Annotated in this window: 14 protein-coding genes; 7 read left to right on the top strand and 7 right to left on the bottom strand. The window is 70.5% G+C overall.

The features are described 5' to 3' along the window. Window positions 1-21: 21 nt before the first annotated feature. Window positions 22-5,448, bottom strand: coding sequence for a pullulanase-type alpha-1,6-glucosidase (gene pulA / locus QC283_RS23995; protein WP_279563712.1), 5,427 nt, complete (start codon window positions 5,446-5,448; stop codon window positions 22-24). A 335-nt stretch (window positions 5,449-5,783) separates the two neighbouring features. Between pulA and QC283_RS23990 the strand changes: the two genes are divergently transcribed. Next, window positions 5,784-6,503: a FadR/GntR family transcriptional regulator gene (locus QC283_RS23990; protein WP_279563711.1), complete on the top strand. Its 720-nt coding sequence runs from the start codon at window positions 5,784-5,786 to the stop codon at window positions 6,501-6,503. A 54-nt stretch (window positions 6,504-6,557) separates the two neighbouring features. Here the strand turns inward: QC283_RS23990 and QC283_RS23985 are convergent, their stop codons facing one another. After that, on the bottom strand, window positions 6,558-8,231 hold the full coding sequence (locus QC283_RS23985; RefSeq protein ID WP_279563710.1) for an L-lactate permease: 1,674 nt from the start codon (window positions 8,229-8,231) through the stop codon (window positions 6,558-6,560). 205 nt (window positions 8,232-8,436) lie between these two features. On the opposite strand from QC283_RS23985, the gene QC283_RS23980 reads away from it, so the two are divergent. From QC283_RS23980 to QC283_RS23970, 3 genes are read left to right on the top strand one after another with little or no spacing between them, the layout of a single operon-like run. After that, window positions 8,437-9,204 (top strand): (Fe-S)-binding protein, encoded by a 768-nt coding sequence (locus QC283_RS23980; RefSeq protein WP_279563709.1) that lies wholly within the window; start codon window positions 8,437-8,439, stop codon window positions 9,202-9,204. After that, on the top strand, window positions 9,201-10,790 hold the full coding sequence (locus QC283_RS23975; RefSeq protein WP_279563708.1) for a lactate utilization protein B: 1,590 nt from the start codon (window positions 9,201-9,203) through the stop codon (window positions 10,788-10,790). The genes QC283_RS23980 and QC283_RS23975 overlap by 4 nt, the downstream gene beginning before the upstream one ends. Next, window positions 10,787-11,428, top strand: coding sequence for a LutC/YkgG family protein (locus tag QC283_RS23970; RefSeq protein WP_279563707.1), 642 nt, complete (start codon window positions 10,787-10,789; stop codon window positions 11,426-11,428). Before QC283_RS23975 ends, QC283_RS23970 begins: the two co-directional genes overlap by 4 nt. 124 nt (window positions 11,429-11,552) lie before the next feature. On the opposite strand, the gene QC283_RS23965 is transcribed toward QC283_RS23970, so the two are convergent. The 4 genes from QC283_RS23965 to QC283_RS23950 form a co-directional block, all read right to left on the bottom strand. Then, the gene (locus QC283_RS23965; protein WP_279563706.1) at window positions 11,553-13,247 is read right to left on the bottom strand and encodes a glycoside hydrolase family 13 protein; all 1,695 of its coding nucleotides are present in this window, start codon (window positions 13,245-13,247) and stop codon (window positions 11,553-11,555) included. 123 nt (window positions 13,248-13,370) lie between these two features. Next, window positions 13,371-14,282 carry a sugar ABC transporter permease gene (locus tag QC283_RS23960; RefSeq protein WP_279563705.1) on the bottom strand — a complete coding sequence of 304 codons (912 nt, stop codon included), beginning with the start codon at window positions 14,280-14,282 and terminating at the stop codon, window positions 13,371-13,373. A 13-nt stretch (window positions 14,283-14,295) separates the two neighbouring features. Continuing rightward, on the bottom strand, window positions 14,296-15,300 hold the full coding sequence (locus tag QC283_RS23955; protein WP_279563704.1) for a carbohydrate ABC transporter permease: 1,005 nt from the start codon (window positions 15,298-15,300) through the stop codon (window positions 14,296-14,298). Window positions 15,301-15,442: 142 nt separating this feature from the next. Beyond that, a complete protein-coding gene (locus tag QC283_RS23950) occupies window positions 15,443-16,714 on the bottom strand; it encodes an extracellular solute-binding protein (RefSeq protein WP_279563703.1) in 1,272 nt (423 codons plus the stop codon). Window positions 16,715-17,107: 393 nt separating this feature from the next. On the opposite strand from QC283_RS23950, the gene QC283_RS23945 reads away from it, so the two are divergent. Next, window positions 17,108-18,142, top strand: a complete 1,035-nt coding sequence (locus QC283_RS23945) for a LacI family DNA-binding transcriptional regulator (RefSeq protein WP_279563702.1) — start codon at window positions 17,108-17,110, stop codon at window positions 18,140-18,142. 83 nt (window positions 18,143-18,225) lie between these two features. Then, window positions 18,226-19,089, top strand: a complete 864-nt coding sequence (locus tag QC283_RS23940) for a phosphatase PAP2 family protein (RefSeq protein ID WP_443032677.1) — start codon at window positions 18,226-18,228, stop codon at window positions 19,087-19,089. 61 nt (window positions 19,090-19,150) lie between these two features. On the opposite strand, the gene QC283_RS23935 is transcribed toward QC283_RS23940, so the two are convergent. Beyond that, the gene (locus QC283_RS23935; RefSeq protein WP_279563700.1) at window positions 19,151-19,720 is read right to left on the bottom strand and encodes a TetR/AcrR family transcriptional regulator; all 570 of its coding nucleotides are present in this window, start codon (window positions 19,718-19,720) and stop codon (window positions 19,151-19,153) included. A gap of 70 nt (window positions 19,721-19,790) precedes the next feature. Here QC283_RS23935 and QC283_RS23930 point away from each other — a divergent pair, with 70 nt between their 5' ends. Further along, a complete protein-coding gene (locus QC283_RS23930) occupies window positions 19,791-20,690 on the top strand; it encodes an NADP-dependent oxidoreductase (RefSeq protein WP_279563699.1) in 900 nt (299 codons plus the stop codon). Window positions 20,691-20,738 lie beyond the last annotated feature (48 nt).

Genomic DNA, 20,738 nt, shown 5'->3' with positions numbered 1-20,738 from the left:
TAACCGCAGCTCCTTACGGGGTCAGCCGGACGTGGTGAACACGGCGACCGTGCGCGCCGGAACGGTGAACGTGCCGGACCCCTTCGCGTACGACGAGGACTTCACGGCGGCGTCCGCGCCCGTCGCCTGCACGGGGTGCAGGCCGTACTCGGTCCCGGCGAGTGCGGCGACACGCTGCTCCTGCCGCTCCGGCGTGGCGTTGAAGACGACGACCAGGTCACCGAGGGTCATGGTGATCACGCCGGGCGTCTCGTCCTTGCCGGACAGCGGGAAGGAGAGCCGGGACTGCACCCGCTCGGCCGTTCCGAGGGAGAAAGCCTTCTCCGTCGTACGGATCCTCAGCAGGTCCTGGTACGCCGCCGAGGCGCCCGTGATCTGCGGGCAGCCGACCTGCACCGAGCCCAGCAGAGGCTTGGCGTACGGCCACTTGTCCTGGTTGTCGGCGGCCGGGGGCAGCCCGCGGCCGAAGCCGTTGCCGTCGGCGCACTTCCAGTGGATGGCGTTGAACCAGTCGCCGCTGTCGTAGGAGTTGCGGTCGAGCGACTTGGAGCGCAGCAGGTCGGTGCCGGCCTGGGAGAGCGCCGGGCCCTGGGAGAGGGCGGCGGTCGCCATGGCGAGGACCTGCATACGGGCCCGGTCGTCGGCGGACGTGTCCTTCGGCAGCTTGAAGGCGAGCGCGTCGAAGAGGGTCTCGTTGTCGTGGGCGTCGGCGTAGGCGAGGGCGTCGCCCGGGGCCTCGGCGTATCCGGCGGGGGCGCCGTTGTAGTCGACCTCGGAGCCCTTGACCTCCTTGCCGTCGGTGTCCGTGAAGGTGTAGCCGGCGAGGTTGCCGGTCAGGCCGACCTTGATGAGGTCCTGGTAGTGCAGCAGGCGGGCCTTCTGCTCGGCCGGGGTGCCGTTGTCCGCGGCGGGGTTGGGATCGGTGTACAGACCGGAGGCGAAGCCCTGGACGCCGGGGTCCTCGTCGAACGGGCCGCCGCCGCGCACGGCGTCGCGGGCGCGGTCGGAGAAGGTCGCGATGCCGGTGCCGGCCATGTTCTTCTGGGTGGCCTGGGTGAAGCGGGCGTCGTCGGCGATCTCGCCGAAGTTCCAGCCCTCGCCGTACAGGATGATCTTCTTGCCGTCGACGCCGTCCTTCTTGAGGGTGAGCGCGTCGAGGGCCTTCCTGACCGCGAGGATGTTGGCCTTCGGGTGGTGGCCCATGAGGTCGAAGCGGAAGCCGTCGACCTTGTACTCCTTGGCCCAGGTGACGACCGAGTCGACGACGAGCTTGCCCATCATGGCGTTCTCGGTGGCGGTGTTGGCACAGCAGGTGCTGTTCGCCACCGAGCCGTCGGCGAGGAGCCGCTGGTAGTAGCCGGGCACGATCCGGTCGAGGACGCTGGTCTTCGCCTGGCCGCTCGCCGCGGTGTGGTTGTAGACGACGTCCATGACGACCCGCAGGCCGTCCTCGTTGAGGGCCTTGACCATCTCGCGGAACTCGACCGTGCGGGCGGTGCCGTCGGGGTCGGTGGCGTAGGAGCCCTCGGGGACCGTGTAGTGGTAGGGGTCGTAGCCCCAGTTGTAGGCGTCCTTGGCGGCGGCCTTCGCCACGCACTCCTGCTGCTTGTCGGAGTCGGCCGGGAGCGCGCCGAGGTCGCAGTCGACGGTCGCCTGGTCGGACTTCTTCTCGGGGATGGTGGCGATGTCGAAGGCGGGCAGGAGGTGGACGTACGACGTGCCCGCCTCGGCCAGCTCGCGCAGGTGCTGGGAGCCGTCGCTCTTCTTGTCGGTGAAGGCGAGGTAGGTGCCCCGGTGGTCCGGGTCCGCCGTCCGGTCCGCGACGGAGAAGTCGCGGATGTGCAGCTCCTGGATCTGGGCGTCCCTCAGCGGCACAGCCTCGGGCTTGTCGTAGCCGTCCCAGCCGCGTGGGGCGAGCTTCCGGTCGTCCAGGTCGACGACGAGGCTGCGCTCGGAGTCGGTGGTCAGGGCGAGCGAGTACGGGTCGGTGACCTTGTTGGTGACGACCTCGCCGGCCTCGGGCGCCCACACGTCGACGACGTAGCGGTAGGCCTTGCCCTTCCAGGACTTCGGACCGGTGGCGGACCAGACGCCGGTGTCGCCGTCGCGCCGCATGCGGACGGTGCGGTCGCCGATCTCCAGGCGTACGTTCTGCGCGGTCGGCGCCCACACGGACAGTGTGGGCCGGCCGCTTCGGCCATGGCCGAAGGTCGGCCCGAGGTCGGCCTTGGTCGCGGCGGCCGCGTAGAGGTCGTCCAGGACGCCGCCGATCTGCACGCCGGTCGCCGCGAGCACGGCACCGTTGGCCGCACGCTGGGATGCGACGACCTGGCCGCGCAGGGCCTCACGCACCCGGTCGCGGTCGCGCGGGTCGACGGTCCAGGCGGTGTACTCCTTCAGGTGCGGGAACTTCGCCTTCTGGGCATCGGTGAGGGTGGTCTTGGACAGGCGGAGCCAGGCGGTCTCGTCGTCGCTGGTCAGGGTGCCGTTCTCGGCCTTGACCGAGCCGCTGCGGGAGGCGAGCAGCTGGGTGGAGGCGGCGCCGTCGGAGCCGTTCCAGGCGACGGTGTTCCGGTCGATCCAGATCGCCTTGGAGGTGGTGAGGTCGACGGCCGCCGCCGAGCCGGCCGGCTGCGGCAGCAGGTACTTCTCCTCGCCGCTCACCAGCCACACCTCGTGGCCGTCGGCCTTGAGGTCCAGGGCCTGGTCGGTGGGGAGGTCCTTCTCGTCGCCCTTGTGGACGATGTAGCTGAGACTGCCGGCACCCTCGGTGAGCGGTACCTCGAAGACCGCGCCATAGGAATCAGTCTTCACCGGCATCAGCGGCTTCGACCAGTCGGTGGGGTTCGCGGCGTCGCCCCAGACGTGCAGGCCCCAGCCGGTGTAGTCGCCGTCGGCGCGGTGGTAGTGCAGGACGGCCTTCGTCTTGTCCTGGGCGGGATACTCGGGCCGCTCCGTGGTGACCTGCTCCTTGCCCTGCTCGATCCACACCTCGCCCGTCCGGGTGACGTCGATCGTGCGGTCGGCGGTGACGTCCTTGTCGCCGTCCTTGTCGACGACGAGGAAGCTGACGTTGCTCGCGCCGGGCTTGAGCTTGACGTAGGCGAAGGCGCCGTAGGCGTCGCGGCCGGTGAAGGGGTGGCTGTCGGGCCAGGTGGTCGCCTCGCCGTCGGCGAGGTCGCCCCAGGCGTACAGGCCCCAGTCGTCGTAGTTCCCGTCCTCCCGCTTGTAGTGGACGATCGCGTGGTCGCGGGAGCCGGCGGAGGGCGGCTGCTCGACGGGCGGGGTGCCGGTCGTGGAGGCGGCCGTGGCGCTCGCGGTACGGCCCGCCGAGTCGACGACGACCGCCTTGTAGCGCAGGGCGGTGCCGGCCGGGGTGTCCTCGGCGATGGTGTGGGTGACCTTGTAGGGGACGTGGTCGGCGGAGCCGAGGGTGCGCCACTTGCCGTCGCCGGTCTGGGCGGCGAAGACGACCCGGTTCAGCTGTCCGCCGTCGACGTCGGCGGTCAGCTCGACGGTGCCGGTGGCGCCGGGCTCGGGTGCGGTGAGGGTGACCGTCGGCTCGGTCGCGGGCTCGGCGAGCGGGCCGGCGGCCTTGAGGACGACGGCCGACCCGGCCGGGACGGTGACCGTGACCTTGCTGTCGGCGCCCGACTTCACGACGTCGTCGGTGCCGTAGAGGCCGCGGAAGGTCATGCCGGCCGAGCCGGTCGCGAAGGTGGCCTTCTTGGCGTCGTCGGCGTTGTTGAAGGCGACGACGTACTCGGTGCCGCTCCCGGCGTCGGTGCGGGAGACGGCGTAGACACCGGCGCCGTCGGCCGCGTAGCGCTCGGTCTGGATTCCGTCGGCGAGGGCCGGGTGGGCCTTGCGGAGCCCCGCGAGAGCACCGATCTGCTTGTAGAGCGGTGCTCTCGTGTCGTAGGCGTCGTCGGCGTGGGTGCGGTCGGTGCCGAGCTGGTCGTCGTCCAGGTAGTCGGCGGTGCGGGAGGCGAACATGGTCTGGCGGGCGTCCTTGTCGCCGCCCGCGCCGGTGAAGCCCTGCTCGTCACCGTAGTAGACGACGGGGTTGCCCCGGTTGAGGAACATCAGCTCGTTGGCGAGCCGCGCCTTCTTCAGCAGCTGGGCGTCGGTCGCCTGCGGGGCGTCCTGCTTGAGGAAGGTGCCGAAGCGGCCCATGTCGTGGTTGCCGAGGAAGGTGACCTGCTCGTACGCGTTGGCCTTGTCGGTCGTGTACTTCCAGTCGTCACCGAAGACGGCCGCCAGCTTCTTGGCGCTGCCGCCCTGGGAGGCGTAGGCGCGGGCCGCGTCCTGGAAGGGGAAGTCCAGTGTGGAGTCCAGGCGGCCCTGGGTGACGTACGGGGAGGTGACGGCGGTGTCGGCGGAGTAGACCTCGCCGAACATGAAGAAGTCGTCCCGGCCCTTCTTCGCCGCGTAGGTGTCGAGCGCGGTCGCCCACTGCGTCCAGAACTCCATGTCGACGTGCTTCACGGTGTCGATCCGGAAGCCGTCGATGTCGAAGTCCCTGACCCACCGCTGGTAGATCTTCTCCATGCCGTCGACGACCTCGGGCCGTTCGGTCCACAGGTCGTCGAGGCCGGAGAAGTCGCCGTAGGTGGCGGACTCGCCGGCCCAGGTGGAGTCGCCGCGGTTGTGGTACATCCCGGGGTCGTTGAGCCACTTCGGGACCTTGAGGTCCTTCTTCGCGGCGGGGACGACCGGCGTGCGCGGGAAGGAGCCGGCGTCCACGCGGGGGAACCGGCTCTCGCCCTGCGCGTAGTCGGCGTCGTCGAAGGGCTCACCGTCCCGGGTCAGGTACGGGAAGGCGCCCTTGGAGAGGTAGTCGTAGGACTTCTCCTCGTAGTCGACGACGTCGGCGGTGTGGTTGGTGATGACGTCGAAGAAGACCTTCATGCCCTTGGCGTGGGCCTTGTCGATGAGGTTCTCGAGGTCCTGGTTGGTGCCGAAGTGCGGGTCGACCTGGGTGAAGTCGGTGATCCAGTAACCGTGGTAGCCGGCGGAGGCGTTCTCGCCCGTGCCCTGGACGGGCTGGTTCTTGAAGATGGGCGCCATCCAGATGGAGGTGGTGCCCAGGCCCTTGATGTAGTCGAGCTTCCGGGTCAGGCCCTTGAGGTCGCCGCCCTGGTAGAAGCCCTTGTCGGTGGGGTCGTAGCCGGTGGCGAGCCGGGTGCCGGTCAGGCCGCCCCGATCGTTACGGGTGTCGCCGTTGGCGAAACGGTCCGGCAGGACGAAGTAGAAGTGCTCGCGGGTGAGGTCGTGGCGGGCGTCCGCCTTGGCCAGCTTCGCGTCGGACGGCGGCGCGGGCGGGGCGTCGGCCCGCGCGGCGAGGGGCGGGAGAAGGGCTGCGGCGAGCGCGGCCACGGTGACGGCCGCGACCCGTCTCGCTCGTACGGTGCGGCGCGCGACAGGCACCGGCCATCTCGGTATCACAGGCGTGAACTCCTTGCGACTACAACTCGATCGGGTCCGACCCCGGCGAGACCGTAGCGCTGCCGCAAGAGTTGCGGCAAGGTCCATGAAAGTAACAGAAAGAATTTTCACGACCCTTGCCCATGCCCCCTGCCCATGACCCCGCTCACCAGCCGGACTTGCCCGCGCGCCGGACGGGGATGCCGGGCGGGGATGCCGGGCGGGGATGCAGGTCGGATGCCGGGGGTTGCCGCGGACTCGGGGCGAGAGGGACATCCCGGACGGTTTGGTCAGACCACATGCGTTGTGTGACATAGTTGAGCTGAGGACCGTCCGGCCGAGCGAGGGAGTGGCGGATGCCTGTCGAGTGGCAACCCGTGCGGCAGTCCCGCACTCACGAGCTCGTGCTCCAGAGCATCGAGGACCGGGTACTGGCCGGGGAGCTCAAGGCCGGGGACCGGCTGCCGCCGGAGCGCGAGCTGGCGCCCGTCCTCGGTGTCAGCCGGTCCGCGCTGCGCGAGGCGCTGCGGGTGCTGGAGACGATCGGAGTGCTGGTCGCGCAGGTGGGCCGGGGGCCCGACGCCGGCGCGCGGATCGTGCGCAACCCCGACGACGCGCTCGGCCGGCTGCTGCGCCTGCACTTCGCCCTGGGCAGCTACGGCCTGGAGGACGTGCTCGAGGCCCGCGTGGTGCTCGAACGTTCCAGTTTCGAGGCGGCCGCGGAGCACGCCTCGGCGGAGGATCTCGACGAGGCGGAGGCACTCGTCGCGAGCATGAGTGACCCGCATGTGGAGGTGCCCGAGTTCAACGACCTCGACACCCGGTTCCACGTCCAGATCGCCCGCGGCTCCGGCAACCAGCTCACCTCCACCCTCACCTCGGCCGTGCGCGAGTCGGTACGTCCACTGATCCTGCGGGCCCTGGAAGCGGCCGAGGACTGGCCCGCCACGGCGGCCGCGCTGAACGCCGAGCACACCGAGCTGCTGCGACTGGTGCGGGCCGGCGAGGGCGCGAAGGCCGCCGACCTGGCCGAGAAGCACATCCGCGGCTTCCACGGCACGCTGGTCAACGGTTAGGGCCTGTCCCGGGCCCGCTCCCGGACTCGGAGCAGGCCCCGGCGACCGGTGCGGCTACGGCAGCATCCAGGACAGCACCGGCAGCGACTGCAGATAGACCAGTACGCACAGGATGGCCAGCATCGCGATGCTGTATCCGGCGACCTTGCCCAGCAGGACGCGTTCGGAGCCCGGCTGTTCGACCGCGGTGGCGGCGATGGTCAGGTTCTGCGGACTGACCATCTTGCCGACGACGCCACCGGAGGTGTTGGCGGCGACCAGCAGGGTCGGGTCGATCCCCGCACCCTGGCCCGCGGTCTGCTGGAGGGTGGCGAACAGGGCGTTCGCGGAGGTGTCGGAGCCGGTGACGGCGGTGCCGAGCCAGCCGAGGACCGGTGAGAGCAGGGCGAAGAGTCCGCCGACGGCGGCGAGCCAGGTGCCGATGGCCACGGTCTGGCCGGACTGGTTCATGACGTAACCCAGCGCCAGCACGGTGGCGACCGTGGCGATGGCGGTGCGCATGTTCCTCAGGGTGCGCCCCGCCGCGGCCAGGCCCATGCGGACGTTCATCGGGTAACGGTCGGTGTCGCCCACCAGGCCGTAGACGAGCATCACGAGCAGGCCGGAGATGATCAGCAGCGTGCCGGGGTTGCCCAGGACCTCCAGCTTGTAGACCGCGCTGCCGGCCGGGGAGCCGTCGGGGGCCAGGAGGTTGCCGTACAGGCCGGGCCAGTCCAGTTCGAGGGTGATCCTGCCGAGCAGCTTGGGCATGTCCAGTCCGCCGACGTTCAGCTTGGCGAGGCCGAAGATCGCGATCACCAGGACGTACGGCAGCACGGCCAGCGTGACCCGGCGCGGGGTCAGCGGCTCGGGCTCCACCTGCGAGCGCTGGTCGTCGGGGGTCTTCGGGGCCCAGAAGCGCAGCATGAGCACGGCGGCGGCGAAGCCGGCGAGTGAGGCGACGACGTCGGTGAGCTCGTACGCGAAGTGGGACGCGCACCAGAACTGGGCGACGGCGAAGACGAGTCCGGTGACCAGGGCGATGGGCCACAACTGCCGGACACCGCGCCGTCCGTCGACGACGAAGAGCAGCAGCAGGGGCACGAAGAGGGCGAGCAGCGGGCTCTGCCGGCCGACGACCGCGGCGATGTCCTCGGCCGGGATGGAGGTGAGGTTGCCGGCGGTGGTGATGGGGATGGCCATGGCGCCGAAGGCGACCGGCGCGGTGTTGGCGAGCAGGACGGTCACGGCCGCCTTGAGCTTCGGCAGCCCGAGAGCCATCAGCATCGCGGCGGTGATCGCGACGGGGGCGCCGAAGCCAGCGAGGGCCTCCAGGAGCCCGCCGAAGCAGAAGGCGATGAGCATGGCCTGGACGCGCAGATCGCCCCGGCCGACGGCGCTGAACGAGCGGCGCAGGTCCTCGAAGCGTTTGCTGATCACGGTGAGTTCGTAGAACCAGATGGCGGCGACGACGATCAGCATCACCGGGAAGAGGCCGAAGACCGCGCCCTGGGTGGCGGACAGGACGCCGAGCCGCACGGGCATCCCGTAACCGAGGACCGCGACGAGGAGTGCGACGAGCAGGGCACCGAGCGCGGACTGCAGGGCGGGGCGCTTGGCCGCCATCAGCAGCAGGAAGAAGGCCGCGAGGGGGACCAGTCCCAGCAGGGCGGTGGCGGCGAGGCTGCCCCCGACGGCGGCCACGTCGGGGGTGAAGGCCGCTAGGGCGGCCGGTGGCGCGGTGGTCACGGAAGTGCTCCTCCTGGGTTCTGCGCGCCCGCCGGTGCCGGGTGCCCCGGGCCCCGAGCGGCCTGGGCGCCCTGTCACTGACGAACGGTTTCTCAGTAGGTCACTGAAGATGTCGCATGTCAATAAGGTCCGACCAAAGAATCCCCCTTCTCACTTTGGACCGAGGCTAGTATGGTCCGACCACACGAACGATCGAGGAGATCCCATGCGCATCGGACTCTTCGCCACCTGTCTGGGAGACACGCTCTTCCCCGAGGCGGTGAAATCCACCGCGGTGCTGCTGGCCCGCCTGGGGCACGACGTGGTGTTTCCGCCGGAGCAGACCTGCTGCGGTCAGATGCACGTCAACACCGGCTACCAGCGCGAACCGGTCCCTCTGGTGCGGGGCTTCGCCGAGCAGTTCGGCGACCCGTCGATCGAGGCGGTGGTCATGCCGTCCGGCTCGTGCGCCGGCTCGGTCCGCCACCAGCACGAGATCGTCGCCGAGCGGTACGGGGACGCGGCGCTGCGCGCCGGGGTCGCCGCCGTGAAGACCAAGACGTACGAGCTCTCGGAGTTCCTCGTCGACGTACTGGACGTGACGGAGGTCGGCGCGTACTTCCCGCACCGGGTGACGTACCACCCCACCTGCCACTCGCTGCGGATGCTGCGGGTCGGTGAGAAGCCGCTGCGGCTGCTGCGGGCGGTCGACGGCATCGACCTGGTGGAGCTGCCCGAGGCCGACGCCTGCTGCGGGTTCGGCGGCACCTTCGCGGTCAAGAACGGCGAGACCTCCTCCGCCATGCTCCAGGACAAGATGCGCAACGTCACCGGCACCGGGGCCGACGTGTGCACGGCCGGCGACTCGTCCTGCCTGATGCACATCGGCGGCGGGCTGTCCCGCGTCAAGGCAGGTACGCGCACCCTGCACCTGGCACAGATCCTCGCCGCGACCCGTACCTCGCCGTACGCCCTGACGGAGGCCGCCCGATGAGCAGCACCTTCCTCGGCATGCCCGCCGCCCCACCCCGCTCCCCGTACGGGACGGGCAACCTGCGCGGCGACCGGAAGTTCCCCGAGGCCGCCCGCGACGAGCTGCGCAACGAGCAGCTGCGCCGCAACCTCGGCAGGGCCACCCACACCATCCGCGCCAAGCGGCTCACCGTCACCGGCGAACTGCCCGACTGGGAGCCGCTGCGCGACGCCGGTTCGGCGATCAAGACGGACACCATGAACCGGCTGCCCGAGCTGCTGGAGCAGCTGGAACGGAAGGTCACCGAGCACGGCGGCACCGTCCACTGGGCGCGCGACGGCGCGGAGGCCAACGAGATCGTCACCCGGCTGGTCAGGGAGACCGGCAGCGACGAGGTCATCAAGGTCAAGTCGATGGCCACCCAGGAGATCGGGCTCAACGAGCACCTGGAGGACCAGGGCATCACGGCGTACGAGACCGACCTGGCCGAGCTGATCGTGCAGCTCGCCCACGACAAGCCGTCGCACATCCTGGTCCCGGCGATCCACCGCAACCGCGACGAGGTCCGCGACATCTTCCTTCGGGAGATCCCGGGTGTCGACCCGGACCTCGACTCCGTCCCCGCCCATCTGGCGGCGGCGGCACGCGCGTATCTGCGCGAGAAGTTCATGACGACCCCGGTGGCGGTCTCCGGCGCCAACTTCGGGATCGCCGAGACCGGCACCCTGTCGGTGGTCGAGTCCGAGGGCAACGGCCGGATGTGCCTGACCATGCCGCGGACGCTGATCACCGTCATGGGCATCGAGAAGGTCCTGCCCCGCTACCAGGACCTGGAGGTGTTCCTGCAGTTGCTGCCACGCTCGTCGACCGGTGAGCGGATGAACCCGTACACCTCGATGTGGACGGGGGTCACCCCGGGCGACGGGCCGCAGGAGTTCCATCTGGTGCTGCTCGACAACGGACGCACGGCAGCGCTCGCGGACCGGATCGGGCGCGAGGCCCTCAACTGCATCCGCTGCTCGGCCTGTCTCAACGTCTGCCCCGTGTACGAGCGGACCGGCGGCCACGCCTACGGCTCGACCTACCCCGGACCGATCGGCGCGGTGCTCACCCCGCAGCTCGCCGGGATGCACGCCGCCAAGGACGACCCCAACAGCTCACTGCCGTACGCCTCCAGCCTGTGCGGTGCCTGCTTCGACGCCTGCCCGGTGAAGATCGACATTCCGTCCCTCCTGGTCGAGCTGCGCCACCAGCACACCGAGCGGTCCGGAGTGACGGCGGAGAAGCTGGCGATGAAGGCCGCGGCCACGGTCATGAAGCGGCCGAAGCTGTTCACCACCGCGCAGAAGGCGGCCGGAGCGGGCCGTGTACTGGCCGGGCGGGACGGCACGTTCTCGCACCTCCCGGCGCCGTTCGACAGCTGGAGCGACAGCCGGGACACCCCGGCCCCGCCCAAGCGGACCTTCCGCTCCTGGCTGGCCTCCGCCGAGGGCGCGGCCACCCTGCGGGCGGCAGCCGTGGAGGGCGAGAGCGCCCGGCGGAGCGAGGCGGCTCCCGACGTCCCCGGCGGCCCCGACGGCCGCCACGACCCCGAGGAGGAGCGGTGACGGAAACGGTGACCGCCCGCGAGACGGTGCTCGGACGGGTCCGGGACGCCCTGGCCCTCTCCCGCGCACCCGAGGTGGCCGTCCCCCGCGCCTACCGCACCGGCCGCACCCTGCCCGACGAGGAACGGCTCGCCCTCTTCACGGACCGGCTGGTCGACTACAAGGCGCGGGTGCACCCGTGCACGGCCGACCGCACCGCGGCCGTCGTCGCGGAGGTACTGCGCGAGCGCGGAGCCCGGAGGGTCGGGGTGCCGGCCGGGCTGGATCCGGCCTGGCTGGGCGCCTACGACGGTGAGGTCCGCAAGGACTCGGCGGACATCCCGGCCCCCGCGCTCGACGCGCTGGACGCGGTGGTGACCGCCTCCGCCGTCAGTTGCGCGGAGACCGGCACGATCTTCCTGGACGGCTCGTCCGACCAGGGCCGGCGGGCGCTGTCACTCGTCCCCGACCTGCATGTGTGTGTCGTCGACCTGTCGTCGGTGACGGTCGGTGTGCCGGAGGCGGTGGCCCGGCTGGTTCCGGAGCGTCCGACGACGCTGATCAGCGGCCCGTCGGCCACCTCCGACATCGAGCTGGAGCGCGTCGAGGGCGTGCACGGCCCGCGCACCCTGGACGTGGTGATCCGCACCGACGTGTGAGGTGGGCAAGCGGTCAGGCGGCCACGCGCACGGGCGGCATGTGGCCGCCGCAGACGGCGAGGGTCCGCCGCTTCCCGGGCGGGAAGCGGCGGACCCTCGGCCCTTCGGACGGAGAAACGCGCGGTCAGGCCGTCGTCCACCACACCGTCGTGTCGGCGGGCACCTTCGCCTCGCCGGCCGCCTCGGTCACCTCGCCGCTGGCCAGCAGCACCCGCCCGTACGCGGGCATCGGCACCGACTCGCCGGTGGTGTTGGCCACGCACACGAACTCGCCGCGCCGGAAGGCGACGACGCCCTCGGGGGCGCGCAGCCACTCGACGGTGTCGCCCGCGCCCAGGTCGGCCTGCTCCCGGCGGGCCGCCAGCGCGGCGCGGTACAGCTCCAGGGTCGAGCCGGCCTCGCCGGTCTGCGCCTCGACGCTCAGCTCGCCCCAGTTCGCCGGCTGCGGCAGCCAGCTGCCGCCGTCACCGAAGCCGTACGAGGAGCCCTCGCGGGTCCAGGGGATCGGCACCCGGCAGCCGTCGCGGTAGCCGTCCTGCCCGGCGCCGCGGAAGTACGCCGGGTCCTGGCGCACCTCGTCGGGGAGGTCGACGACGTCCGGCAGGCCGAGTTCCTCGCCCTGGTAGACGTAGGCCGAGCCGGGCAGCGCCAGCATGAGGAGGGTGGCCGCGCGGGCGCGGCGCAGGCCCACCTCGCGGTCGCCGGCCAGGCGGAGCTGGGTGCCGAGGCCCGCCGGGTTGGCGAAGCGGGTGGCGTGCCGGGTGACGTCGTGGTTGGACAGGACCCAGGTGGCGGGGGCGCCGACGGGACGCATGGCGTCCAGGGTGCGGTCGATGACCGTGCGCAGCTCCTCGGCGTCCCAGTGGGTGCCCAGGTACTGGAAGTTGAAGGCCTGGTGCAGTTCGTCGGGGCGGACGTAGTTCGCGGTGCGCTCGACGGTCGGGGTCCAGGCCTCGGCGACGAAGATCCGCTCGCCGGAGTACTCGTCGAGGATCGTCCGCCACTGGCGGTAGATGTCGTGGACGCCGTCCTGGTCGAAGAACGGCGTGACATCGTTGCCCAGCATCCGCAGCTCGTCGTGGGAGCCCAGGTCCGGCAGGCCCTCGGCCTTCACCATGCCGTGGGCGACGTCGATGCGGAAGCCGTCGACACCCATGTCCAGCCAGAACCGCAGGATGGAGCGGAACTCGTCGCCGACGGCCGGGTGCTCCCAGTTGAAGTCGGGCTGCTCGGGGGCGAACAGGTGCAGGTACCACTCCCCCGGAGTGCCGTCGGGCTCGGTGACCCGGGTCCAGGCGGGGCCGCCGAAGATGGACTCCCAGTCGTTGGGCGGCAGTTCGCCGTTCTCGCCCTTGCCCGGGCGGAAGTGGTAGCGGTCCCGGGAGGGGGAGCCGGGGCCCTCGGCGAGGGCGCGCCTGAACCACTCGTACTGGTCGGAGGAGTGGTTGGGGACCAGGTCGACGATGATGCGCAGCCCCAGCCCGTGGGCGTCGCGGATCAGCGCGTCGGCGTCCAGCAGGGAGCCGAACATGGGGTCGACGGCCCGGTAGTCGGCGACGTCGTAGCCGGCGTCGGCCTGCGGCGAGGCGTAGAAGGGGCTGAGCCACACGGCGTCCACGCCGAGGTCGCGCAGGTACGGCAGGCGGGTGCGCACACCCTCCAGGTCGCCCATGCCGTCGCCGTTGCTGTCGGCGAAGCTGCGCGGGTACACCTGGTAGATGACCGCGTCCCGCCACCAGTCGCGGCGCCCCGCGACGGTGGCGGTGGCGGAGGCGGAGGCGGAGGTGGGGGCCGGTGCGGCGGAAGGCTGCTGGCTCATGGCGTCCTTGATGTGTAACGGAGTTCTGGTCATGGAGGCATGGGTGGTGGGGGAAGAGGTGGCCGGCCGCGGTGCTGCGGGGTCGGATGGGCACCGCGGCCGGACGTTCTCCCGGGTCGGGCGTCAGCCCTTCGTGCCACCGGCGGTCAGGCCGGTCACCAGGTTCTTCTGCACGAGGTAGAAGAAGGCGGAGACGGGTATCGCGACGAGTACGGCGGTGGCGGCCATCAGATGGCGCTGCGCGTCGTGCTCACTGACGAAGCTCTGCAGACCGACCGCGAAGGTGTACTTCGTGTCGGTCAGCATGAACGTCGAGGCGAAGGCGACCTCGCCGAAGGCGGTGATGAAGCTGTAGAAACCGGCGACCGCGAGGCCCGGCCGGGCGAGCGGAAGGATCAGCCGGAAGAAGGTGCCGAAGGGAGACAGCCCGTCGACGCGCCCGGCCTCGTCGATCTCGAACGGGATGGTGTCGAAGTAGCCCTTGAGCAGCCACGCGCAGTACGGCACCGCGGTCGAGCAGTAGACGAGGACCAGGCCGAGATAGCTGTCGACGAGCTTGAGCTCGGACAGGATCTGGTACATCGGCACGATCAGCACCGCGATGGGGAACATCTGGGTGACCAGCAGGACCCACATGAGCTTCTTGTAGCCCGGGAAGCGCATCCGCGAGACCGCGTAGCCGGTGGTGGCGGCGACCATGACGCCGATGACCGTGGTGCCCAGCGAGACGATCAGCGAACTCTTCAGCCAGTCGAAGAACTGTGTGTGCTGGAGAACGAACGCGTAGTTGTCGAAGGTCATCTTCGACCAGATGCGCTCGGGGTGCAGGTAGTCGTTCTTGTCCGGGCCGAGCGACAGGTAGACCAGCCAGGCGACCGGGAAGAGCGCGATGAGGCTCGCTACGGACAGGACGCCGTGGGAGGCGAGGGACGCGGCGCGGCTGCGTTCGCCGCGGCCGCGCACCCGGCGCGGCGGCGCGGTGGACGCGTCGGCCCGCTCCGCCGGGGCCTTGGTGGGCGCGGTTGTTGTACTCATGGCGGCTCCTGCCTCAGTTCGCGAGCTGCTGCTCATTGCGGTTCAGCCAGCGGCGGTAGAAGGAGGTGAAGACGATCAGGATGGCCAGCAGCAGGATGCCGTAGGCCGCGGACTGCGCGAAGTCGCGCGGCTGCTGTCCGAAACCGAGCTGGTAGGCCCAGGTGACGAGGATCTGCGCCTCGGGCGCGGTGTTGCCGAACAGCAGAAAGATCACGGCGAACTGGTTGAACGTCCAGATGATGCCGAGCAGGACGACCGTGGAGCTGACCGCCCGCAGACCGGGGAGGGTGACGTGGCGGAACCGCTGCCAGGCGTTCGCGCCGTCCATCTCGGAGGCCTCGTAGAGGGTGTTGTCGATGGACTGCAGGCCGCCGAGGAGGGAGACCATCATGAACGGCACACCGCACCAGGTGTTGACCATGACCGCGGAGAACCGCTGCCAGAAGGTGTCCTCGAGCCACGCGGGGGTCGGCAGGTGCAGCCAGTCCAGGGCCGAGTTGACGATGCCGGCGTCGGCGAGCATGAAGCGCCAGCCGAAGACGGTGACGAAGGTGGGCACGGCCCACGGCAGGACCAGGATCAGCCGGTAGAAGGTGCGGCCGCGCAGCTTCTGGTTGAGGAGCAGGGCGAGGCCGAGGCCGATGAAGAAGTGCAGGCCGACGCAGACCGCCGTCCACACGATGGTCCAGATGAAGTGCGACCAGAAGCGGTCGTAGGCGGTCGGGCCCCACAGGATGTCGGCGTAGTTGTCCAGGCCGACGAACTCGTAGGTGGCCTCGATCTCGTTGACGCCGATCGTGCGCCCCGTGTTGAGGCTGTTGGCGTCGGTGAGCGTGAGGTAGAGGCCGTACCCCAGCGGGTACAGCACGAGGACGCCGATCACGACGGCCACCGGCGCGATCATGGCGTAGGCGTACCAGTGCTTCTGGTAGCCGTCTTTCAGACGCCGGCCAAGGCCGGGCCGCGGGGTGCGGTCACCGCGGCGCTTGCCGGTCGCGCGGTCGATGGCGACTGTCATGGTTCGACACCTTCGGGAGCATCAGGACGAGAGGGGCGAGCTGAGCGAACTGGGCGAGCGGGACGATCGAGGGGCGCCGCGCACAGGCCGGTGGCCGCCGGGTCCCCTCCCCCCACGCGGGGGACCCGGCGGCCGCGCGGACCTACTTGCTGAAGTCCGGCACCAGCTTGGCGATCGCGGTCTCGACGTCGCTCAGCCCCTCGTCGAGGGACTTCTTGCCGCCGGCGATCTGGGGCAGCTCGTCGTCGAGCGGGGTCAGCAGGGAGCTGTACTCCGGCAGCGCCGGGCGCGGCTGGGCGGAGGGCAGGACCGTCTGGTAGCCGGCGATGCCCGGGTCGGCCTTGACCTTGTCGGTGTAGGCGTCGTCGCGGGTGGGCAGCGTGGAGTTCTTCAGGGCGACGGTCTCCTGGGACTTCGCCGAGGTCATGAACTTCACGAACTTCAGCGACGCCTCCTGGTGGGCCTTGTCCGAGCCGGCGTACACCGAGAGGTTGTGGCCGCCGGTCGGGGCGCCCGCCGTGCCGGTGGAGCCGGCCGGGACGGTGGCGATGCCGAGGTTGTTCTTGTCCTTGAAGGCGGAGCCCTTGTAGAAGTTGGTGATCTCCCACGGGCCCTGGATGATCGAGGCGACCTTGCCGCTGACGAACGCCTCCTGGATGTGGGCGTAGGCGTCGGCGGTGACGTCGGCCTTGTGCAGGCCCTTGCCGTCGAACAGGCTCAGCCAGGTGCCGTACGCCTTCTTCGCGTCGGGCGACTTGACGGTGATCTTCTTGGCCTCGACGTCGACCGTGTCGGTGCCCTCGCCGTACAGGAACGGCTGCGCGTAGTAACCGGCCGTGGAGGCCCAGTAGCCGTCGACGCCGGTCTTGTCCTTGATGGTGGCGGCGGCCTTCTTCAGGTCGTCCCAGGTCTTGGGGGCCTCGACGCCGGCCTTCTTGAAGATCTCCTTGTTGTAGACGAAGGCGAGGGTGTCGGTGACCAGCGGGACGCCGTAGGTCTTGCCCTCGTACTTCGCCTGCTCGATCAGCTTGGGCTGGAACTTGTCCTGGTCGGCGAGGGCCTCGGTGCCGTCCAGCGGCAGGAAGAACCCCTTCTTGGCGAAGGCGGGGGTCCAGCCGACGTCCGTGCGCAGCACGTCCGGGGCACCCGAGGCACCGGCGGCGGTGTCGAACTTGTTCTGCGCCTGGTCGAAGGGGACGTTGACGAAGTTGACCTTGATGCCCTTGTTGGCGGCCTCGAACTCCTTGGCCAGGGCCTTGTAGGTCGGCGCCTCGTTGGTCGCGTTCGAGGTGTCCCAGTACGTGATGGTGACCGGTCCGCCCGACTCGCTGTCGCTGTCGCCGTCCCCGCCGCACGCCGTCGCCGTGAGGGCGAGGGACGCCACCAGAGCGGTGGCCGCTATGCCACGCCGCATGAGTTCTCCTTGAGGGTGAAAGCCCGTGTGGTGCAGGGTGCGGGCTCGTCCGCCGCTCCTGCCGACTGCCGACCGCGCCTTTGCCGCCGTCGGGCGACGTGAACGTAACAGCGCCGCAACCTCGACGGAAAGGTCTTGCAGCAAAAAAGTGCAAGAAGTCTCCGAAGTTATCCGGGCGTGACCTCCTGGCGACCGTCGCGAGACGCTTGTTCATGGGGATCCAGCGACATCTGGCCGGTTGTGCAAGACTCTGCAAGCTCTTGCCGCCACTTTTCCTGAGGGAGCGCGATGACGCAGCAGCCCGCGCCGGGCCGTCCGACGGGCCGTTCAACAGGCCGCCCACGGCGCCCGATCGGTGTGCAAGGCGGCGGCCGACAGGTACAGTCCACCCCTGTGACCACACGGCTTGCCGACATCGCCGCCCAGGCGGGGGTGAGCGAAGCGACCGTCAGCCGCGTCCTCAACGGCAAGCCGGGCGTCGCCGCCACCACCCGCCAGTCCGTACTCGCCGCTCTCGACGTGCTGGGCTACGAGCGCCCCGTGCGGCTGCGGCAGCGCAGCGAGGGCCTGGTGGGCCTGATCACGCCGGAGCTGGAGAACCCCATATTCCCGGCCCTGGCCCAGGTCATCGGCCAGGCACTGACCCGCCAGGGATACACACCGGTCCTCGCCACCCAGACCCCGGGCGGCTCCACGGAGGACGAGCTGACGGAGATGCTGGTCGACCGCGGCGTCGCCGGCATCATCTACGTCTCCGGTCTGCACGCCGACACCACCGCCGACATGCAGCGCTACGAACGGCTGCGCGCGCAGGGCGTGCCCTTCGTCCTCGTCGACGGTTTCTCGTCGAAGGTGCAGGCGCCGTTCATCTCCCCCGACGACCGCGCCGCGATGAGCCTCGCGGTCACGCACCTCGTCTCGCTCGGGCACACCCGCATCGGGCTGGCCCTCGGCCCGAAGCGGTTCGTGCCGGTGCAGCGAAAGATCGAGGGCTTCGTGCGCACCGTCCACGACCAACTGGGCATGAACGCCGAGACCGTGGAGAAGGATCTCGTCCAGCACTCCCTCTACACCCTGGAGGGCGGCCAGGCCGCGGCCACCGCGCTCATGGAGCGGGACTGCACGGCGGTGGTCTGCGCCAGCGACATGATGGCGCTGGGCGCGATACGGGCGGCCCGGCAGCGCGGTCTGGACGTGCCCAAGGACTTCTCCGTCGTCGGCTTCGACGACTCGCCGCTGATCGCCTTCACGGACCCGCCGCTGACGACCGTCCGCAAGCCGGTCCCGGCGATGGGACAGGCGGCGGTGCGCACCCTGCTGGAGGAGATCGGCGGGACCCCCGCACCGCACAGCGAGTTCGTGTTCATGCCGGAGCTGGTCGTACGCGGTTCCACCGCGTCGGCGCCGGGCGAGCGCAACCGCTCCTGACCCCTCGCCCTGCGGGGTGAGCGGATGCGGCCCGGATCCTCCGGGGGGATGATCGGTGGGACAAGGCTTTTCTGGCAGACTTCATGCCTATGGGTGACACGACCGTGAGGACCACGGAACGCCTGGAAGAGGCCGTTCCGCACCCCGTCACGGAGGAGACGGGGCAAGGCCTCCTGCGCCGTCTCCGCGCGCCGCGCCGGCCCCGCCTGTGGTTCGAGATCCTGCTGATCGCGATCAGTTACTGGACGTACTCCCTCGTCCGCAACGCGGTACCGGAGCAGCGGACGCAGGCGCTGCGCAACGCCGACTGGATCTGGCGCGTCGAGCGGCAACTCGGTGTCGCCGTCGAGGAGTCGGTCAACCATGCCGTGAACTCGGTGACTTGGCTCATCATCGGCATGAACTACTACTACGCCACGCTGCACTTCGTGGTGACCCTGGGCGTACTGGTGTGGCTGTACCGCAGCCATCCCGGGCGGTACGCCGCGACCAGGCTGGTGCTCTTCGCGACGACGGGCGTCGCCCTGGTCGGCTACTACCTGTATCCGCTCGCCCCGCCCCGTCTGATGAACGGCGGCAACTTCATCGACACCGTGATGGTCCACGAGACGTGGGGATCGATGGCGTCCGGCGACCTGAAGAACATGTCGAACCAGTACGCGGCGATGCCGTCGATGCACATCGGCTGGTCGGTGTGGTGCGGGCTGACGATCTTCGCGCTGGCCTCGGTGCCGTGGGTGCGGGTGCTGGGGCTGGTGTACCCGGCGCTCACCCTGGTGGTGATCGTCGCCACCGCCAACCACTTCTGGCTGGACGCGGTGGGCGGGGTGCTGTGCCTGGGGTTCGGGTACGCGGTGGCGACCGCCTGGTACGGGCGCATGCCCCACGCGCTGCCGCGGACGGTGGCGGCCCGGCGGAGGGCGTGGCCGCCCACCCGGCCGCGGTAGCGACCCGCCCCGGGCCGTCAGGCCCCTGCGAAGGGCCCGGGCACCGGAGTGCCCAGGCGCCCTAGGCGACCTCCCAGGCCGCCTCGACCATCCGGAAGATCTCGTCCACCGCGGCGTCCGGGTCGGCCGCCCCGAGGGCCAGTGAATAGGCGTCGACCGCGAACCGCGCGATCGCCCGGCAGGCCGTCGCGCTCCGCGACCGGCCGGGATCGGCGGCGATGGCCGTCGCCAGCGACTCCGCGTGGCGCAGCCTCATCGACTCCTCGTAGTCCCGCAGGGCGGGTGACGCCTCGACCATGCGCCGGACCGGGAGGGCGCTGTCCGCCGTGCAGTGCCGCACCAGGGCCAGGACCTCGCGGCGCAGCGCCGGGACGAGCGGCTCGTCCGGCGCCCGGCCGGTGGCCGCCCGTGTGAGGCGCTGCTCGAAATCGTCGTCCTGCTCGAAGACCAGGGCCTCCTTCGAGGCGAAGTGGGAGAAGAGCGTGGTGACGGCCACGTCGGCCTCGGCGGCCACGTCACGGATCCCCACCGCGTCGTACCCGCGTTCCAGGAAGAGCCGCAGGGCGGTGTCGGCGATCTTCTGGCGGGTCGCGGCCTTCTTGCGCTCACGGCGCCCGGTCGGCACGGTCATGCCCTGACACTACCAAATGCAAAACCGTAACCGTTGTTTAAAACTAACCGTTAGCGCTATGATCGGCCGCATGAGAAAAGTGAGCTTCGCCGAGTTCGGCGGTCCGGAAGTCCTGCGCATCGTCGACGCCGAGGAACCCCACGCGGGCCCCGGCCAGATACGCGTCGCCGTGCGGGCGGCGGGGGTGAACCCCGTCGACTGGAGGGTCCGGGAGGGGCAGGTCCTGGGGGCCCATCCGACCGAGCTGCCCGCCGGAGTCGGGCTGGACGCCTCCGGGGTGGTGGACGAGGTCGGTGAGGGCGTCGAAGGGGTCGAGATCGGTGACCACGTGTTCGGCGAGGGCTCGAGCACCTATGCCGAGTTCGCCGTGCTGGGGGCCTGGGCCCGGATGCCCGAGGGACTGACGTTCGAGGAGGCGGCCGGGTACCCCTCCGTGGTGGAGACCGCGCTGCGCGTCATCCGCGAGGTCGGTGTGCGGCCCGGGCAGACCCTGCTGGTCAGCGGGGCGTCCGGCGGCGTCGGCTCGGCGGTGCTGCAGATCGCCCGCGAGCGCGGCATCACGGTGATCGGCACCGCCGGGGCCGCGAACCAGGACTACCTGCGGAGCCTGGGCGCCCTCGCCACGACGTACGGCGACGGCTGGACCGAACGGGTGCGGCGGCTCGGCCGTGTCGACGCGGCTCTCGACCTGGCCGGCTCCGGCGTGATCCGCGAGCTCGTCGAACTGACCGGGGACCCGCGGAAGGTGATCTCCATCGCCGACCTCGGTGCGCCGGACCTCGGCGTCCGCTTCTCCGGAGTGGCCGGGAGCGTGCCGGACGCGCTCGCCGAGGCCGCCGGCCTCATCTCGCGGGGCAAACTCCACATCCCGGTCGAGAAGTCGTACACACTGGCCGAGGCCGCGGCGGCGCACACCGACAGCCAGGCCGGTCACACACGCGGGCGCCGGGTCATGGTGATCGGGGTCTGAGCGCTTCCCGCCGACCTGTTTCCCGCCGACCTGTTTCCCGCCGACCCG

This window comes from Streptomyces sp. DH41 (genome assembly GCF_029813785.1).
Classification (GTDB): domain Bacteria; phylum Actinomycetota; class Actinomycetes; order Streptomycetales; family Streptomycetaceae; genus Streptomyces.
Note: the sequence above shows the minus strand (reverse complement) of the source record. Positions and strands in the feature narration are given on the sequence as shown.